General features: G+C 51.4%; 12 protein-coding genes and 3 pseudogenes. 9 read left to right on the forward strand and 6 right to left on the reverse strand.

Features of this window, described 5'->3' with window-relative positions; genetic code table 11:
- Window positions 1-558 precede the first annotated feature (558 nt).
- Entirely contained in the window at window positions 559-975 is a 417-nt protein-coding gene (locus BN1118_RS09665) for a helix-turn-helix domain-containing protein (RefSeq protein WP_043555753.1), read from the forward strand.
- Window positions 976-1,074: 99 nt separating this feature from the next.
- Window positions 1,075-2,237 (forward strand): IS3 family transposase gene (locus tag BN1118_RS21155; RefSeq protein ID WP_156994871.1). Its coding sequence is split into 2 segments (ribosomal slippage): window positions 1,075-1,330 and window positions 1,330-2,237, totalling 1,164 coding nucleotides; the frame shifts between segments, so codons are not numbered across the junction.
- 28 nt (window positions 2,238-2,265) lie between these two features.
- On the opposite strand, the gene BN1118_RS22480 is transcribed toward BN1118_RS21155, so the two are convergent.
- A complete protein-coding gene (locus BN1118_RS22480; RefSeq protein WP_378039909.1) occupies window positions 2,266-2,433 on the reverse strand; it encodes a hypothetical protein in 168 nt (55 codons plus the stop codon).
- Window positions 2,434-2,524: 91 nt separating this feature from the next.
- On the opposite strand from BN1118_RS22480, the pseudogene BN1118_RS21160 reads away from it, so the two are divergent.
- Window positions 2,525-3,270: pseudogene (locus tag BN1118_RS21160) on the forward strand (IS5 family transposase); the annotation flags it as partial.
- Between the two features lie 21 nt (window positions 3,271-3,291).
- Here BN1118_RS21160 and BN1118_RS22485 read toward each other — a convergent pair.
- Window positions 3,292-3,354 (reverse strand): annotated as a pseudogene (locus BN1118_RS22485) (IS1 family transposase); the annotation flags it as partial.
- Between the two features lie 128 nt (window positions 3,355-3,482).
- Here BN1118_RS22485 and rdrA point away from each other — a divergent pair.
- Together rdrA and BN1118_RS09700 are read left to right on the forward strand one after the other, a co-directional pair.
- Complete coding sequence (gene rdrA, locus BN1118_RS09695) at window positions 3,483-6,197, forward strand: antiviral RADAR system adenosine triphosphatase RdrA (protein WP_156994872.1); 2,715 nt, start codon at window positions 3,483-3,485, stop codon at window positions 6,195-6,197.
- Between the two features lie 2 nt (window positions 6,198-6,199).
- Window positions 6,200-8,746: an amidohydrolase family protein gene (locus tag BN1118_RS09700; RefSeq protein WP_043555762.1), complete on the forward strand. Its 2,547-nt coding sequence runs from the start codon at window positions 6,200-6,202 to the stop codon at window positions 8,744-8,746.
- Between the two features lie 524 nt (window positions 8,747-9,270).
- Here BN1118_RS09700 and BN1118_RS09705 read toward each other — a convergent pair.
- Both BN1118_RS09705 and BN1118_RS09710 read right to left on the reverse strand, forming a co-directional pair.
- Window positions 9,271-10,917 (reverse strand): alkaline phosphatase D family protein, encoded by a 1,647-nt coding sequence (locus BN1118_RS09705; RefSeq protein WP_043555764.1) that lies wholly within the window; start codon window positions 10,915-10,917, stop codon window positions 9,271-9,273.
- Between the two features lie 274 nt (window positions 10,918-11,191).
- Window positions 11,192-11,521, reverse strand: a complete 330-nt coding sequence (locus BN1118_RS09710) for a hypothetical protein (RefSeq protein WP_209428867.1) — start codon at window positions 11,519-11,521, stop codon at window positions 11,192-11,194.
- Window positions 11,522-11,686: 165 nt separating this feature from the next.
- On the opposite strand from BN1118_RS09710, the gene BN1118_RS21670 reads away from it, so the two are divergent.
- The gene (locus BN1118_RS21670) at window positions 11,687-12,727 is read left to right on the forward strand and encodes an MBL fold metallo-hydrolase (protein ID WP_156994874.1); all 1,041 of its coding nucleotides are present in this window, start codon (window positions 11,687-11,689) and stop codon (window positions 12,725-12,727) included.
- Between the two features lie 273 nt (window positions 12,728-13,000).
- Here BN1118_RS21670 and BN1118_RS09715 read toward each other — a convergent pair.
- A protein-coding gene (locus BN1118_RS09715; protein WP_156994875.1) for an IS3 family transposase occupies window positions 13,001-14,154 on the reverse strand; the annotation gives its coding sequence in 2 pieces (ribosomal slippage) (window positions 13,001-13,917 and window positions 13,917-14,154; 1,155 coding nt in all).
- Window positions 14,155-14,265: 111 nt separating this feature from the next.
- On the opposite strand from BN1118_RS09715, the pseudogene BN1118_RS22490 reads away from it, so the two are divergent.
- The 3 genes and pseudogenes from BN1118_RS22490 to fabA form a co-directional block, all read left to right on the forward strand.
- A pseudogene (locus BN1118_RS22490) lies at window positions 14,266-14,413 on the forward strand (IS3 family transposase); the annotation flags it as partial.
- Window positions 14,414-14,680: 267 nt separating this feature from the next.
- Window positions 14,681-16,657 (forward strand): Lon protease family protein, encoded by a 1,977-nt coding sequence (locus BN1118_RS09725; RefSeq protein WP_043135341.1) that lies wholly within the window; start codon window positions 14,681-14,683, stop codon window positions 16,655-16,657.
- An 81-nt stretch (window positions 16,658-16,738) separates the two neighbouring features.
- Window positions 16,739-17,299 carry a 3-hydroxyacyl-[acyl-carrier-protein] dehydratase FabA gene (fabA, locus tag BN1118_RS09730; RefSeq protein WP_042037785.1) on the forward strand — a complete coding sequence of 187 codons (561 nt, stop codon included), beginning with the start codon at window positions 16,739-16,741 and terminating at the stop codon, window positions 17,297-17,299.
- An 84-nt stretch (window positions 17,300-17,383) separates the two neighbouring features.
- On the opposite strand, the gene rmf is transcribed toward fabA, so the two are convergent.
- The gene (gene rmf / locus BN1118_RS21170; RefSeq protein WP_005315693.1) at window positions 17,384-17,563 is read right to left on the reverse strand and encodes a ribosome modulation factor; all 180 of its coding nucleotides are present in this window, start codon (window positions 17,561-17,563) and stop codon (window positions 17,384-17,386) included.
- Window positions 17,564-17,684 lie beyond the last annotated feature (121 nt).

Here is a 17,684-nt window from a genome sequence, read left to right on the forward strand (position 1 = left end):
GAAGACACCCTTGTTCTCATGTATAAAGGAGCGTTAAAAACAGAGAAACGACTAACTGGCAAGGCCTTGGTAATGGCTCAGGTCGCAATAGCGCGAGCTATTTATCGTTGCCAGCAAGACTTTGACAATATGCATCTTGGTCTAACTCGTAAAATAAACCACACACTTAAGACCCAAGAATCCGCCAAAAAATATGATCCTGAAGCAGAGATGGGCCGTCTTCTATCGGGCATCGGTTAATCAGGGTTTTTAAAGGCCATTATTTTCTGACTATCAATAAACCCCATAAGATAAAAATAAGCCCCTGCCTTTGGATATTTTTGTCAGCAAAACGGTTCCGAGTGTAGTAGCTAGGACTGGGGAAGACATAACTTGCTTGCTGATTTTGGCAAAAATAATGTTTATGAGCCTTAGCAGTAATCCGAGATTTAGAAGTTCCCATAGTAGAGTGAGATCATGGGTACTAATATTTGTTCAGCGCTCCCATTTCTGACAGAATCACCAGCTCCAGATAGTCGCTATTCACGGCAAGTACCGGAGAAACAAGGAGTAACCATCATGTTAGATCCTGCCCTGCTTCAGATTAGAGAAGCATTAGCTCAAGTGCCTTACATCGCCCACATCAATAATCAGGACGATTATGAGCGAGCTCTTGAGCTGATGGACGAGCTGATCGATGACTATGAAACCAATAAGCAATTAACTCAGTTGCTTGCAACCAGTATCGAGCGCTGGGAAGACCGGGCTGAGGAGTTCGCCGACTTCAACAAGGCTTTAGCAGGCGTGGAGCCGGGCATTGCTGTCTTGAAGACTTTGATGATCCAGCACCAACTGGGCGTGGCTGACCTGCCTGAGCTGGGCTCCAAGTCCAATGTGAGCAAACTGCTCAATACTGCCGAGGGGAAAAAACTGACCCGCCAACATATCGAGGCGCTAAGCAAGCGCTTTGCAGTGTCACCGGCACTATTCTTTTGATTTCTAGTGGATTAAATCCGACTCAAGTTAATGTAGTGGTCTAATCAGCCCGGACACCATTTTAGGTGGTACAGTCGCCACCATGACCAGAGGTGTTCAATGACAAGACTACGTCGCTCATTTACTGCTGAATTCAAACTCGAAGCCGCATCCCTGGTGCTCGACCAAGGCTATTCTATCTCCGAAGCCAGCCGTTCACTGGATGTCGGCGAAACCGTCCTTCGTCGATGGATTCAGCAGCTTCAATCCGAACGAACTGGCACTACTCCTATCAGCAAAGCGCTGACCCCCGAGCAGCAGAAAATCCAGGAACTGGAAGCCCGCATCAACCGACTTGAACGTGAAAAGGCCATTTTAAAAAAGGCTACAGCTCTCTTGATGGCGGACGAACTCGAACGTTCGCGCTGATAGATCGATTAAGGGAGCAAGCCCCTACCACGTTGGTCTGTTGCGCTTTCGGTATTCCAACTTCCTGTTTCTACGACTATCTGGCTCGTACCCGAACCATTGACCATGAACAGGTGCAGCAAAAAAGCGTGCTGCGGCGCCTGTTCAACGAGAGTCGGGGTTCAGCTGGCAGCCGGGCCTTGATGTCCATGATGCGAGAGCTAGGGCATCAGGTTGGCCGATTCAAGGTGCGTCGCCTGATGAAGGACGCGGAGCTGGTGTCCAAGCAACCCGGTGCTCATGCCTACAAGGTTGCCCGGGCTGAACGACCGGATATCCCGAATCTGCTGGCACGTGAATTTGCTGTCCCGCAGCCTAATCAGGTGTGGTGTGGCGATATCACTTACGTGTGGGCCGGTGGCCGTTGGCATTATTTGGCTGCGGTGCTGGACCTCCATACCCGGCGGGTCGTGGGCTGGTCAATGTCTGACAGACCTGATGCTGATTTGGCAGTGAAAGCACTCGAGATGGCGTATCAGCAGCGAAGTAGTCCGTCTGGTGTGCTGTTTCACTCCGATCAGGGGAGCCAATACGGCAGTCGAGTATTTCGACAACGGCTGTGGCGCTGTCGCATGACCCAGAGCATGAGTCGGCGTGGCAACTGCTGGGATAACGCGCCGATGGAGCGGCTGTTCAGGAACCTCAAGACGGAATGGCTTCCGACCACGGGGTACATGAGCCTGCGGGAAGCAAAGCGGGATATCAGTTACTACCTGATGGATTACTACAACTGGCGGCGCCCACATCAACACAATGATGGGATAGCGCCAGCAGAAGCCGAAATGCGGCTTAACTATGTGTCCGGATTTAGTTGACCACTACAGGCGACGAACGACAATCCGTTCAAGTCACCCTCATAGGCCGCACTGTGCGCCGGGGCCCCCTGAGCCGGATAACTGCGTTGAACTCACTGAAATGGTCATAGCCCGCCTCGAGCGCCAGCCAATCGTTGAGCTCATAACCCAAGAACAGACCACTGTCGACAGGCGAATTGTCACAGCTGATGGCCACCTTCGATAAGTGGCGCTCTAAGGACGGTACGAACAAGTCCTAGATGTTAGATCATTAGAGCCTCTTGGTTCCTGGGACGAGTGTCAACGAAATGAGTCAACAACTGACCTTCGCTGATTGCGAGTTCAACGCCAAACGCCGCCAGATTCGCAAAGAAACTTTCCTATCTCGAATAGAGCAACTACTTCCCTGGCTCAGGATGCTGGCCATCATTGAGCCCATCTATCCCAAGGCCGGCAATGGCCGTCGCCCCTATCCGCTGGAGACCATGCTGCGCATTCTCTGCTTGCAGCAGTGATACACCCTCAGCGACAGCGCCATGGAGGATGCCCTCTATGAGATCGCATCCATGCGCCTGTTTGCCCAGCTCTCACTCGACCAACCCATTCCTGGCCGCACATCATCATGAACTTCCTCTATCTGCTTGAGCAGCAACAGCTGGCCCGCCAGCTGTTCGAGACCATCAACCAGTGGATATCTGAGGCGGGCAGATCCAAGGCACGCTGGTCGATGCCACCATCATTGAGGCTCCCAGCTCGAGCAAAAATAAATCGGAGCAGCGTGACCCCGAGATACATCAGACCAAGAAGGGCAATCAGTGATATTTCGGCAGGAAGGCCCACATCGGGGTTGATGCCAAGAGTGGTCTGACTCACAGCCTGGTCACCACGCCCACCAATGAGCATGACCTGAACCAAGTGGGAAACTTGCTGCGTGGCAAGGAGTAGTTGATGTGGCTGATGCCGGTTATCAGGGGCAGAGAAGCGTGAGGAGCTGACCTACTCCAAGGTTATCCTTCCAACACGTAATTGGGACAGAGCCAAACATAATGGCAAGCGAGGCAACGGTAGCGGGGCTCTTACCGTGGCGGTATACGCGGTAAGATTGGCAGCAAGGACAGTGAACGGTAAGGGCGGCCATGATGAATGCTGTGCCTCAAAAGACTCCATCACATATAATACTCAACCAATTAGAGGCATCACCAACGTGATGACGAACAACTACAAGCCTGATATTATTAGCTTTTTAAATTTACTGGTCGAATGTTTATGCTAAAAACTCGCGAAACAATCCATTTTCCGATCGATACAGTCGACCAATCTTTCATCGCAAATCGCAAAAACCTACTGGCCCGTGACGCCTATGAAGCGATCACCGTGCACCTGCGGGCGGCACTGGCGAAAGCTGGCCGTATCCCCGCGAAAGCATCGTCTGATGTAGTACGTGAGGCCTTCGACACATTCCGCAGCCACGAAGCAGTTTTGCTAGACGGTGGGCGTGGCACCGGAAAGAGTTCGGTACTGGTCAACCTATCGAGCTTCATCAACGGAATCGACGGCCTGCGCGAAGAGTTGCTTATCCTTAAGCCAGTTGATCCTACCCTGCTGGAGAATGGCGACAACCTGCTCCTGAACGTGATCGTCGCCGCCCTACTGCGCGACCCAAAAGTGAGAAAAGCGCTACGCGACTCTCAGGACGGAACGACTGAGTTCTACTCTGAACTCGAGCGTCTGGGCTCGGCACTAGAGAATATCCAGAAGATAAGTTCAGAATTCGGACTCGACCGGCTGCAGGCATTCATCGAGAATCAGGAACTTGCCGAGCATGTGCACATGTTGTTTTACCGCGCCCTTCACCTGACGGGGAAAAAGCTCGTGGTATTGCCAATCGACGACGTAGACACATCTCTCGAGCTCGCCTTCGATAACGTCGACGCAGTACGCAAATACATGACCTCGCCCTACGTTATCCCGATAATCAGCGGCGACCTCGACCTTTACGACGAAATAATCTATCGCCGGTTCGCCCACCGCTTGACTAAGCACGGCATGCAAGACGACACGGTTACGCTGCAGCGGGCACGCCATCTCGCAGAGGAATATGAACGCAAGGTTCTGCCCCTGCCGCGTCGTATCCGCCTGCCTGAACTGCATACCTACCTCGACAATCATGACATCCATCTCACTGAAGAGGACAGAGAACTGATCCCTCTGCCCGTATTCAAATACTGGCTAGAGGCCTTGATCAACGACCGAGTCAACGGTGAGGACAACAGTGCGCGCGAACTACCGCTGTCGACGGTACGTGAGCTAGCCCAGTTCGTGCAAGCTTGTCGCAGCCTACTGGTGCCTCTAAAGAACTTCCTCGACGAAAACAAAGTCACTGGCGGCGAAAAAAATGCGCCTGTCATGATGCGGCGACGATTGATAATGAGCCCCCCTGTTGCGGAGGCTGTGAACATTTTTGCAGAACAATTCGATGCTGCGTACGCGAAACGCAGCAATGACGGTACTAGAACCCAGCGAACAGCCCGCGAAAATGCCTACCGGACGCTGCGCTCTCTAGTCGGCAAAGCTCGCACAGAGCCATCCCAGCACTTACCCGATATGTGCATGCACTGGAATAAAGCGCTAGCTGCCTATGCCATCCATCAAAGAGCATGGGGAAGCACATATCTGGTGGCAGACGCCAACTTATACCTGATGCGCGCCGCAGGTAATGTACTCGGACATGACTTGTTCAGGCCGCAGCGTCATGCTGCAGGGCGCTACGCACATTTCGACACTGGCGCCGAATTCGCTTCCAACTGGCGCAACTTGCTAACAAACAAGGCGCCCGAGCAGTGGCTGAATCGTTTACCCAAAAAGACTTTGCTGTCCTATCCAGGGCCTGAAACAGGTAGGCATGCTGGGTCTCTGACGCGCAACAGCACCGATCTTCCGATCGCTCTCGCGCACCAATTACTAGTCCACTGGAGCTATTACAGCCCAAGTGCACGTGGCGATCTGCTGTTGTGCGGCCGAGTTTTCGAATTGTTGATAACAAGTCTGACCTGCGACCTTACCCAAAGTGATCTACTACGCATCTTGCACCAGCCGCCGTTTTACTCTCTTGCCGAATTCGCCCGAACCAAGACGCTCGATGTCAGCAGCGAAAACGCCGCAGATGATACGATCGACCAGAATGCAGAGCCGGATTTCACAGCTGTCGATGACGATGGCGAGACCGACCTCTCCGAGCTAGTAGTCATGATTAACCAATGGCGTCAGCGGGTACAGATCGCTCGACCGAATGCTTGGTTCGTGTTCGTCGTGATGAACAAGTTCTTCAGCCAGGTAGCATACATCAACCGAAGCACCGGTCAGAACTCAGCTTCCGGCGAGCTCCTGAATCTTGCGATGCAAACCTTTAACCTGTTCTGGTCAGCCGTTGGTAGTTTCGAAAAGGGCCCAATCTTTGGGCTTCCTCAGGTAGTCGCAACCGTGAACATGTCTGGCATTGCAGCCACCTTCGAACAACATCCGTTGTACAAGCAGAATATTTCACCATTCCTACAACTACGAACCAAAGAGGGCTACCACGACTTCGGCATAGGATCGTACACATATGCGCTAGAGTCTCATCCGCTGCGACGTATATGGTTGGGCGCATTGACAGCTCTCCAGCAGGTGAACCAGCAACAGCAGTCTCCTCCCCCACAGGCGAGCAGCGCGCTCAAAAGCAGTTCACTACACGAGATTGACCGGATAATAGATCGTTATGTAAATGAGACGGCACGCAAATTTGGACTCAACCTTACTGTGGATGCGATCGCCGAAACACCATATGAGCAACTCGCGACTCTTGTTGCTAGGGTGGAAAAACTCTGTCGAGGCAATCCGGCAATATGGGAGCACTTTCAAGCTCTGCATCATGCCACCGACTTGCCACCGAATTCTGGCAGGCGCCGCCTCCAGCGCGTCATGGAAAAACTCAGTTTCTAGCCATGCTTCAGCAACATCTATTTGGCGCAGCCCTATCAACCTGCCTGACCAGCCCACTCCTGCATGAGAAGCTACGTAGCGTGCTGGTACTCAACACAGACCTGTCCGAACAGGCTGCTCAGAAAACCTTCAATGACGACTGCCAACGCGTCCTGCGCGACGCACTAGACCGCGAAGAGCCGCGACGCTTCCGTCTCATCGACATCGACGAGGTACTGAACCTTCTGTGGCCAAAAACGATGTTCCTGAAGAAGACTGTTGGTAGTGGCATCCCCTTTTTCGATGCTCTGTCCGACTTACTGTTCACCACCCTTTATCCGCTCATCCATTTTCGTCACGATGTACTCGACGAGTACATGCGTCTATCTGCGCGCATCGATCCCGCTCTGCTACTGTGTTGGAAGGTTGCCCGAGACATCGATGCTGCCGTCCTATCCACTCAGCAGCAAGTCAAAGATGTGATTGCCTCAGTCCAGCCATTCTGTGCGCCACACGATGATCTAGGGCGGACCTATTCGGATAACCATGTGCACTTGGGCGGCGGTTCGTCGGAACAACTGATTTTGATCGATGCATTGCGGGGAGCAATAGACATATCTGAGGGGATGTCCGGCATCGTAGCGAATGGCCTTGCAGCAGTCGCTGAGCTCAGTCGCGTACTGCTTCTCAACGATCAAGCGACGGAACAGGAAATTGGTAAGCTATGCCAGCGAGCCCTGACACCATTAAGTAGAATCGAGCCGATTCACCGTATCGACTGGAACATTCAACACCAACTGACGAAAGGTGAAAATACTGTTTCGCTGCGTTGGATCAAGCACATGCTCGCGCAAAGCATGGTCCAACGAGACCTACCCAAAGCCTGGCTATGGCTGTTACTATGGTGCAGCTTCACATACCAGCAGAAGCAATCCGGTCCGTACCGACACATCGCAATCTTCTTTCTGCTTGGCACCATTATGCGCGTCCGACAGGATTTGCTGGTCGATGGCTACGGTCTGAACAGGTTCCAACAGGCATCAGGCAACCGGGTACATGACAGGCAGAGTGCAGATACTTTTCAAAAGGATGCGGCTCGCCGGATTTTTCATGGTTCCAAAGACAGAGCGGAACTCAAAGTATCGCTCAGCATGCTAAAGCAAGAGAACATACGCGCTTGGATCGGACAGCTCATGTGTCTGCACCCGCGGCTCTCTGATGCAGACTTCTCCGATACAACAATTGCGTGCGCTAAATGGCATTTTTGCCTGCATTTCTCGCGTAATGAAAAGAATCCATGGACTAATGCCGACAAAATTGCGGAGATCTTGAACTCGAAAAACGTATGGAATGGCAACCCGCTTCGACACGATAGTCCCGGTGAAAAACCTACACTTGAGCAAGCCCGCCTCATCCGGACACTGGACGTAGCGGGAGACGAAAACAAACTGAAAACCGAGGTATTCGCGCCAGCGCTGCGCTGGTTGCGCTCGCTGCCCAGACCGGAGGGAGAGAAACCGCTCCGGCTGAGCATACACTCAGGGGAGGACTACGCGCACCCGCTGTCCGGGATGCGCCATATCGACGAGACAGTCCGATTCTGCGAGATGCAGACTGGCGATCGGATCGGTCACGGTCTGGCGCTCGGAATCACGGCACGTCAATGGTTCGGAGAAATGGGCCAAGCCCTGCTGAGCGTCGACGAGCATGTCGACAACTTGGTTTGGGCTTGGCATTTTGCCATATTGCATTCGGATAAACTTCCGCACGCATTGCGGATCGCCACTCACTACAAGAATGTCGTGCACGCGCTGGCACCGTACGTACCTTGGCTTAACGCCCCAGTCCCTTATACGGGCACGCCTTCAATGCTGATATGGCATAAGGCCTGGACCATGCGCTGTAACTGCAGGCGTCTTGCACTTAATCTAAAACTAATGGACGACAAAAAACGCATCGCGGTGCCAGACTGGAATGCTCTGCAGAATCCAGACAAGGCCGGAGAACACGTACGAATCGCGCGCAAGCGGATCGACTGGTTCGATCCCAACAAGCGCCAAAAGCTACTACCCAAAGCACCAGAACAATGCATGGTACAGGTTACCTGCTCGGAACGCGACATTCTGAAGTTACCGCAGCGCCAGCATTGTCTCGGCCTGTTCACCACATATATCATCCCAGCCGAACTGGAGTTTATTGAAGCACTTCAGGACTTATTGATCGATCGCTACGGGGAACAGAAAGGTATCGTCTTCGAAGTCAACCCGACCTCAAACCGCCATATCGGGGCTATCGGAGACCTAAAGGATCATCCGATCTTTCGCTGGGATCCACCAGATCCCAACCTTCTTGCTCCCAGACAGGCCATGAACCGCTTCTCGATTCGCGAGGGAAGACTAGACGTCTGTATCAACACGGACGATCCCGGTATCATGCCAACGACCTTACGCACCGAATTCGAGTTACTGCGCCATGCTGCCCTCGACCGCGGATTTGCTCCACACCTCGTAGACGCTTGGTTGGAGCGCCTGCGCCAACGAGGCAATACCCTGTTTGAAGACAGCCACTAGTATGTCTTAATCACAACAACATCCAAGGGTAAACTACTTCATATAAAGCCTCTATACTGTCAAGAAACAACAAAGTCCCCTACAGCAAGGTCTAAAATTAATACCGAAGGAAGTACGCTCTAGGCCCCGTCCCTAAAGTGGTTAAAAAACGCCCTCTCCACTTTATAGAGCGCTATCCCTACAAGAACACAGCATTTATTCACTTCAAAATCAGGTAAATGGGCCTCTAAAGAGCCCCATTTCATGCCTCAAAATCGCTGCACCTGAAATATGAACACTTTGAGAACACAGCCTAGATTAGCGTAAAAAAGACACCGGTTTGAGGCCAGAGCCAGGTGATAATTGGGGAGGATGCGAATAAGTACCTTCTGCAACAAAACTGAAAATTTAAGCCACTTATTTTCAATTTGTTACATAGGCATGTTTTGGTACATGGTGATTTGTCCGCACCTTCCTACTAGGATTAAATAAGCGGTGCAATACTTCCAAAGTATACACCTGATAGCGGTCCTTGTTCGTGGCAATTACTCCAGCTGGATAGTTTTAATGACTGCCTCGCCTTCGGTGCCGCCTGGCCAACAAAGATCGACAGTGATTGATGAGCTATTCCTTACATGAAAAATGGCAAAATTCTTGTCTTCAGAGTGGCTGAATATATGCTCAAACTGAACATTATCATTGCCATTCAGAGTGCCAGTTTTGGCAATTCCAGCTGATACGGTAAATCCAGCTGGCATCCGTGAGATTGCACTCGAAGTGACCTGAAAAACGTTTGCCTTGCGATATGTTCTATGTTGTAACCTGAAGGCGGCGGCACAATGAACATCGCCGCTCAGGAAAACCAGCGTCCTTCCTTCAGCATTAAAATCCTCGAATATTTTATCAAGCAGAAAATCTCTCTCATCATGATTGGTCCAATGGTCCCACTCATCCATAAGGTCGTCCTTGAGACTACCTATTAAAGAGCCTGCAGTTTGTACCATGGCTTTCCAGTGGACGAATGGTACAGGGCTTACAACAAATACAATTTTTGATTTTTTCACAGGCTCCGTATTCAGCCAGGCTAAAAACCTGTCGACTTGCGCATCTCCAAGCAGTCTGTTTCTTGTATTTTCTACATTATGATGCCCGCGAAGGTCGAGGACGTAGAAGGGGGTTGTTCCCTTTATGAAGTTATAATCCCAGATGCATTTTTCGGGATCTTCCAATTTTGATATTGTAGTATTGGTTGGTGGATTGTGGCTATGAGCATATTCGAAGTACGCTATTCTTGCGGCTCTCCACATGGAATCCACGAGCTGTTGATCAATTTCAGGATCGTCATGCTTGAAGTATCTTGCGAGAATTTCTAGACGTTCTTCATTGGTTCGGGATCCCCAACCATCCATGATTTCATGGTCATCCCAAATCATATATTGAGGAGTCCTTGAAAAAATCTCCTGCATATGTGGAAACTTCCAGTACACCCGATAGTACCAGCGGTAAAGACTTAAGAGGTAGGCATTGAGGCTGGGGGAATGTAGCTCTCCATTCAATGTATATGTCTTAATTAATTCATCTTTGTTATCTTGGAGCCATTCCCAGATGTCAGGAAAGTATTTGTTATCTTGACAGTCTACATATATTTGATCCCCTCCTCCAATTATGAATCTGACACCGGCACTATTGGCTCTATTGAGGAATAATGGCCACGCACCGTTGCTGTTATTCGCATTGAAGGGATCATGGCAGCTATAGAATCCGAAGCTAAAATCAGGCATGGATTGTGCCATGGTGGTAAAGGAAAAGGTTTTTTGATACCCAATTTCTGTCCTGCGCCACATGCTCTTACTTATTTGATTTGGGCTCATTAAATAATAGTAGTATGTAGTGTCTGGTTTGAGGTTGGTAATGTCGAATGTGTTGCATAAATCTGAATTTTCATCAAATTCATGCTGTATTGTGTTTTTCTGGTTGCATCCTTGGCTTGATAGAAATTTTTCAATGCTTATTTCATCAAGAGAAATCAGGTCGCCGACTAGCTTTTTCTCAGACCAGACTAGGGTCCATTTTCCTGGCTTATAGACGCGGACCCAGATTCGCGCACTATCGGTATCTACATGTCCAACGATGCTTCCAGTATTGAGTTTGTTCACATCATACTCATTATTCCGCGGGTCGACTAAGGCCATTGCTTTCTCCTTTTTGTCACTTAGGTTATTGAGTGTTCTCAAATTGGTAACGAACATGGGCCGAAAGAAAATATCTAGTGAGTCTATTTGGTGTTAAGACAATGACTATAGACGGTCTTGGCTTGCAGGCTTGGTAATTTGGACGGTAGATCTTTGCACTTCTCAGTTGTCTCCATGATCTTCAGCCCTCTGTGACGGAAGAGAACTCACCCAAACTCGACAGCAGTAACAAATTTAACGGGTATCTGGATTTTCAGCCTACACGAAAAACCTCTCAGTCGGCTTTGTCGAGATTGTGAGTCCGTCGGTTCACAACTTCCTGAAGACTCTCCAGAAGCTTATCTGAATCTGCACTGGTCTTTTCAGCTTCGAGGAGAAGTATTTGCACCTGATGTCGAGATCGGCGGTTAATTCGGAAATTGGACTCAAAGTCCAAGGCCGCCAGCAAAGTCGTCATCACTGCAGCCATGCCAGCGAGAATGGACGACCAGTCTGCTGAAAGGTCCTTGTCAACTAGTAACGACAGCTTCGAAATGATCGCTGCGGCCGAGGCAAGTAAAGCTGACACAACCAACAGAAAGCGGTAACCAACTTTCCAATGCATGGCTTATCGACGGTATTTTCTCTCTTGGGTGGCCAGGATTTTTTTGGTGCGTACGAGATGTTCGTCGGACATATCCAAGCCCTTTACTTATGGCACTCAGAAGTGAGTGTAGATCATAAAATCAAGCTATTCTGAACAGCTAGACATACCTCTTAGGAAATATATATGCGTCTGATTGCTGCCATGTTCATACCACTGTTAATTGTTGGCTGTGCAAAGGATCTCACAGGCATGGGTCTACCAACTACAGAGGATAGAAATATTCAAGAGCCGAAACTAACATACTTAGGGGTCGGGGGCTGGTTAGTGCGCTGGAGAGGCGAAACTCTACTTTTTGCACCTTCATTCAGCAATCCGTCATTTCCACCAATTCTCGTCTCCGCAAATCATAGGAGGATTGAGACATACATGCCGGTGGTCTCCAACGTGACAGTCATATTGATAGGTCATTCCCACTATGATCACCTGATGGATATTCCTTGGGTAATGCTTAAATACGCCCCTCGTGCGAAGGCCTATGGACCGGAAACCGCTGGCCACATACTTGCGGCAGTCCAGGTCAAACCACCACTGAATTTTGAGAATGTCGAGTCGAAGATGGCGCAAGTAACCTGTGAAGGCGATACACACTGTAGTGCGGTACAGTCGGGCAAGTGGATAAGCAGTGGGCCATTCAGGTTCATGCCCATCCAAAGCGAACATGCACCGCATTTTCTAGGAATTGATTTCCTGCTAGGGTCATATTATAGGGACCTAACCACACTCCCCAAAACGGCATGGGGTTGGAAAGAAGGGACAACACTTGCTTGGCTGGTGGACCTTGTCGACAGCACGAACAGAACAGTCTACCGAATCCATTATCAAGACTCGGCAAGCAATCCCCCGATGGGCTTTCCACCGGTCACAATTAACAACAGGCGAGTTGATGTTGAGATCCTATGCGCAGCTTCATGGGACCAAGTAAATCAGTACCCTATCGCATTATTGAAAGTGACAGAACCGAAATTGCTTGCCCTGGGGCATTGGGAGGATTTCTTTGCAAACGATCCCTATAAACCTAAGGTTCTGCGTGGTCAAAACGAACAATTGTTGATTAAAAACATTAAGTCGGAAAACCCTAAACTTAAGGTTGTTATGCCTTACCCGTTAACAGATGTTCCTCTTCCTTGGCTCACAAGTCCAAGAAGTTGCTGCGAAAGAGATTAAGCCGCCCCTATACACAATACAGTATTAACTCCTACCTGTAGTGGTCTAATCATCCCGGACACCATTTTAGGTGGTACAGTCACCACCATAATCAGGGGGTACACTGACAAGATTGTGTCGCTCAGTTGCTGCCGAGTTCAAGCAGGAAGCTCGCATCACCCTGGTCTGCTACGCTTTCGCTGTTCCAACCTCCTGTTTTTACAAAAATTCAGCCCGCAAGCAGACCACTAACAGTTAGCGGATGAAACAACGAAGTGAATCGCCCCGGCTTCTCTAGACACTTTTGAGCCGTTCGAAATATTGCTTTTCACACTCTACTGGCGATAGCCCATTGTTGAAACTGTGCCGACGCTTGGGGTTGTAAAACATTTCAATGTAATCGAACACATCCTGCCGGGCCTCCTCGCGATCCGCATAGGTTTTACGTCGGATCCGCTCGCGTTTGAGGAGTTGAAAGAAACTCTCCGCCACCGCGTTATCATGGCAATTGCCACGTCTGCTCATGCTGGCCTTGAGCCGGTGCTCCCGCAAAAAATTCTGCCAGTCATAGCTACTAAACTGGCTCCCTTGGTCAGAATGAACCAGCACTTCCTGTTCGGGTCGCCGTCGCCACACCGCCATCAGTAACGCGCTGATGGCCAACTCTCGGTCGATCCGTGGCCCCATTGACCAACCAATGACTTGTCGTGAAAACAAATCCAATACTGCGGCCAGATAGAGCCAACCTTCATGGGTTCGAATATAAGTGATGTCCGTTACCCAGACCTTATTTGGTTCAGTCACATCGAACTGGCGTTCAAGATGATTCGGTGCAACCACCGTTGGCCGGCCACCATAATGACCGGGACGGCGACGATAACCGGTTTGTGAACGCAAACCTTCATGACGCATTAATCGCGCCACCCGGTGTTTCCCACAGGTCTCGCCCATCTCTCGCAGGTCGTCCCGGATCTTGCGATAACCATAGACGCCGCCGCTTTCTAGCCAACATTGCTTGATCTGGCCCAGGAGGCGTTGGTCTTCAAGTGCGCGGGAAGATAAAGGCTGGTGCTGCCAGGCGTAATAACTGCTCGGGTGGACATTCATCATCCGACACAGTCGGCGGATGGGATGTGTGGACGCGTGCGCCCGGATGAAGGCGTACCTTACCCTGACAGCTTGGCAAAGTACGCGGCGGCCTTTTTTAAGATATCTCGCTCATCGGTAACGCGGCGCAGTTCAGCCTTGAGGCGCCGAATCTCGGCTTGCTGGCTGGAGTCATGCTGTTGCTGCACTTCGGGCTGACTGTAGCGCCTGATCCAGGCGTAAAGACTGTGGCTGGAAACACCAAGTCGCTCAGCGACCTCTGCCACTGGGTGATGGCGCTCAGTCACCTGCTTGACGGCGGCCAGTTTGAATTCTTCCGTGTAACGTTGCTGCTTGCTCATAACACCTCCTGAATGACCTCAGTTTGAGGCTCTTGAGGTGTCTAGGAAAGTAGGGGCGATTCAAAGCGAGCTGCGTCATTTGTTTAAAGAGAGCCAGGCTGGTATCCAATCAGCCGGGCATTTCGGCAACGGTTGTGGTGCTGCATGACTCAAAGCATGAGTCGTCGTGGTAACTGCTGGGAGCGTCAACGCCCCGCAGGAGCGGTTGCTCAGAAGCCTGAGTCAGAGTGGCTCCCGCCTGATGGGATACATTAGCCTATGGTAAGCAAAGCGGGCTGATAGCTAACCGCCAGCAGCATCCGAAAATCGACCTCACCTAATGTCCGGATTTATTTGACTACTGCCCCTTCCTATTCATGAAGTAATTTTAAGTTCATGAAATACAAAAAATTGATTTATATGAATAAAAAGCCATGAACTCCATTGAAGTATAGACTTGTTAAACATGATATCTTGTTTCCTGTTCCCACTAATTGAACTGTGTATAATGGAAACAATTGATCCTATCTCCGACCGGATGTCTTAAGTGGCTGAATTAACATCAGAACAACTAAAACCCGCTTTTGCGATTGAACAGTTCCCTGCCCTCAGCGAGATCGAACCCATACCCTTCGCAGCCTTGCAACCCAGAGCCATTTCCGGCATCAAGCGTCTCGCCAGTTTTGATGGCGACTGCCCGGTCATGCTGCTCAACGGCTTCCCCGGTGCAGATTATGAAGGTGTGTGTCAGACGCTGATCGCCGCCTCCAATGGCAAGGATGGTGACCTGTTCGATCTCTGTTACACAGAAAACCTGAACAACCCGTTCAAACCTATCTGGTTGCGTCTGCAGCCCGGTAGCGGCGTCGAATTTTGTGAAATGGTTGGCGAGCTGCTCAAGCTGATGAGCCACCATCTGGATGCCGAGCGCCTGGTCACCCGCATCATGCGCAAGCAGAACAACGATCCCAAGATCGATGACTTTCTCTCCGATCTGGCTGCTCATGTGGCCCAGGGACTCGAGTTCCAGCATCCCGTGCTCATCAACCTGCTGATCCATCATGAAGAGCAGGAAGCCCCCGTGATTTACGGCCGGGATCTGAACTGGGATACCCTGTTCGGATCCATCAACTATCAGACCGAGCAAGGCTCTGTGTATGCCAACCAGCATCTGCTGGAGCCGGGCCTGTTGCGCCAGGCCAATGGTGGCTACCTTATTTTGCAACTCGACGAGCTGCTGGATCAGCCTCACCTCTGGTTCAAACTCAAGAACGCCATCCAAAAAGGCGAGCTCGACTGGAACGCCTATCAGGAAGGCAAGACTCTGACCCCCTTCTTCACCCCCGAAGCGACCCCTATCCGGCTGAAGCTGATCCTGGTTGGCGATCGCCTCGAGGTATCCGAGTTCCAGATGCTGGACAGGGACATGTCCGAGCGCATCTTCCTGCGCGCGGATCTGGTGTCAGAGGTCAATATTGAGGAAGACTTGCCAGAGTTCCTGCAATACCTCGCCTGGATCCGTGAACGCTGGGCTCTGCTGGACTTCACACCGGCAGCTCTCGCCGCCCTCTGTCGTCATGCCAGCCGCCTCTGTGACCATCAGGAGTGGCTCTCTCTGTCCGAGATCCAGCTTGGTGCCATCATGCGCATGGCTGACAGCCTGGCCCGCGAGATGGAAGCCGAAACCGTGACCGATGAACATATCCGGTTGGCGCTGGAAGAGCAGGACTACCGCCTCAACTACCTGGTGGAACAGTCCGATCAGGGCGTCATCGATGGCCAAATCCTGCTGCAGACCGATGATGAGGAGATCGGCCAGATCAATGGCCTCTCCGTCATTCAGGTCTCGGGCCACCCTTATGATTTCGGTGAACCGGTACGTCTCACAGCGACCGTGCATCTGGGCGATGGCGACGTGGCGGATATCGAGCGCAAGGCCGAGCTGGCTGGCCATATCCATGCGAAGGCGATGATGATCATCCACGGTTATCTCTCCAACAAGTTTGGTGCTGAGACCCCCTCGCCGCTTTCTGCCAATCTGGTGTTCGAGCAGTCCTACCATGAGATCGATGGTGATAGCGCCTCTCTGACCGGCCTGTGTGCCCTTCTCTCCGCTCTCGCCCGCCAGCCCATCTATCAGCATTTTGCCGTTACCGGTGCCGTCGATCAGTTCGGCAATGTGCAGGCGGTGGGAGGTGTGAACGAGAAGATTGAAGGATTCTTCCGGGTGTGCAAGATCCACGGCATCACAGGCAAGCAAGGCATCATTCTACCGGGCACCAACATCCAGCAGTTGAACCTCTCCGACGAGGTGATTGCCGCCGTCGAGGCGGGTCAGTTCCACATTCATCCGGTGGATCATGTGGAAGAGGCTATCGAGTTGCTGACCGGCTGCGTGGCGGGTGAACCGGATATGCCGGATACCCTGTTCGGCCGAATTCAGCAGCGCCTGGATGAACTGAATGGCACAGCGTTCAAGGGTGGCTTGCTCCGTCGCCTGCTGGGCCGGTTGTTCAGCTTGTAATAAAAGAAGAGATCGGAGTTGTTTAGCGCACAAGCGTACGCTAAATTGGCCCGGCTTTGACCCATATGAAGGATAAACAGCGTGACCCTAGACAATACCGCCATTGATGCCCGCCTTTCCCTGTGTGAACAAGGCAAAGACTCGTTTACCCGTGAAGAGCTGCTTGCCTGCAGCCGTGGCGAATTATTTGGTGAGGGTAACAGTCAGCTGCCCGCCCCCAACATGTTGATGATGGATCGCATCGTCAAGATCAACGATAACGGTGGCGAGCATGGCAAGGGCGAGATCCTGGCAGAGCTCGACATTACGCCGGACCTCTGGTTCTTCGATTGCCACTTCCCGGGTGATCCCGTGATGCCTGGCTGCCTGGGGCTGGATGCCATGTGGCAACTGGTCGGCTTCTTCCTCGGCTGGAAGGGTGGCCCGGGCAAAGGCCGTGCTCTGGGTGTAGGCGAAGTGAAATTCACCGGCCAGATCCTGCCGACCGCCAAGAAAGTGACCTACAAGATCACCTTCAAGCGCGTGATCAACCGCAAGCTGGTCATGGGGATCGCCGATGGTGTGGTGGAAGTGGATGGCCGTCCCATCTATAGCGCCACCGACCTGAAAGTGGGCCTGTTCAAAGATACCACCGCATTCTGATCGACTGATCCCGTGGTAAGACAGAGATAACGTAAAGGGGCCGCGATGGCCCCTTTCCTTTTGTAATGAGTGATGAAGTACCTATTACTTCATGAAGAGGCCTGAGCCCCGCCCTTCCATGGCGTCACGCCAACCACCAAGCCAATGCCCTCGGGCATCCAGGCATTGATACGGACACGCTTCTTTCTGTTTGCCGACCACGCCAGCCTGATAACCACGAGCACGAGCTCTTTCCAGACGGTCCCGTTTCTGTCTCTTCATCATCTACGACCCTCTTCGTGGAACAAAAAAAGCGACCAATTTTTCATCGGTCGCTTTCATCTTTACCCCACAGGGTGGGCAGGGTCAAACAAAAAATTCCATGCTATCCGGTCATTGTGACACA

Origin of the sequence: Aeromonas bestiarum, assembly GCF_000819745.1 — a bacterium.
GTDB classification, from domain to species: domain Bacteria; phylum Pseudomonadota; class Gammaproteobacteria; order Enterobacterales; family Aeromonadaceae; genus Aeromonas; species Aeromonas bestiarum.

Excerpts from the sequence above, each read along its gene's own strand:
- BN1118_RS09705 (WP_043555764.1), bottom strand. The coding sequence starts at position 10,917 with ATGGCCTTAGTCGACCCGCGGAATAATGAGTATGATGTGAACAAACTC.
- BN1118_RS09665 (WP_043555753.1), top strand. The coding sequence starts at position 559 with ATGTTAGATCCTGCCCTGCTTCAGATTAGAGAAGCATTAGCTCAAGTG.
- rdrA (WP_156994872.1), top strand. The coding sequence starts at position 3,483 with ATGCTAAAAACTCGCGAAACAATCCATTTTCCGATCGATACAGTCGAC.
- BN1118_RS09700 (WP_043555762.1), top strand. The coding sequence starts at position 6,200 with ATGCTTCAGCAACATCTATTTGGCGCAGCCCTATCAACCTGCCTGACC.
- BN1118_RS21670 (WP_156994874.1), top strand. The coding sequence starts at position 11,687 with ATGCGTCTGATTGCTGCCATGTTCATACCACTGTTAATTGTTGGCTGT.
- rmf (WP_005315693.1), bottom strand. The coding sequence starts at position 17,563 with ATGATGAAGAGACAGAAACGGGACCGTCTGGAAAGAGCTCGTGCTCGT.
- BN1118_RS09710 (WP_209428867.1), bottom strand. The coding sequence starts at position 11,521 with ATGCATTGGAAAGTTGGTTACCGCTTTCTGTTGGTTGTGTCAGCTTTA.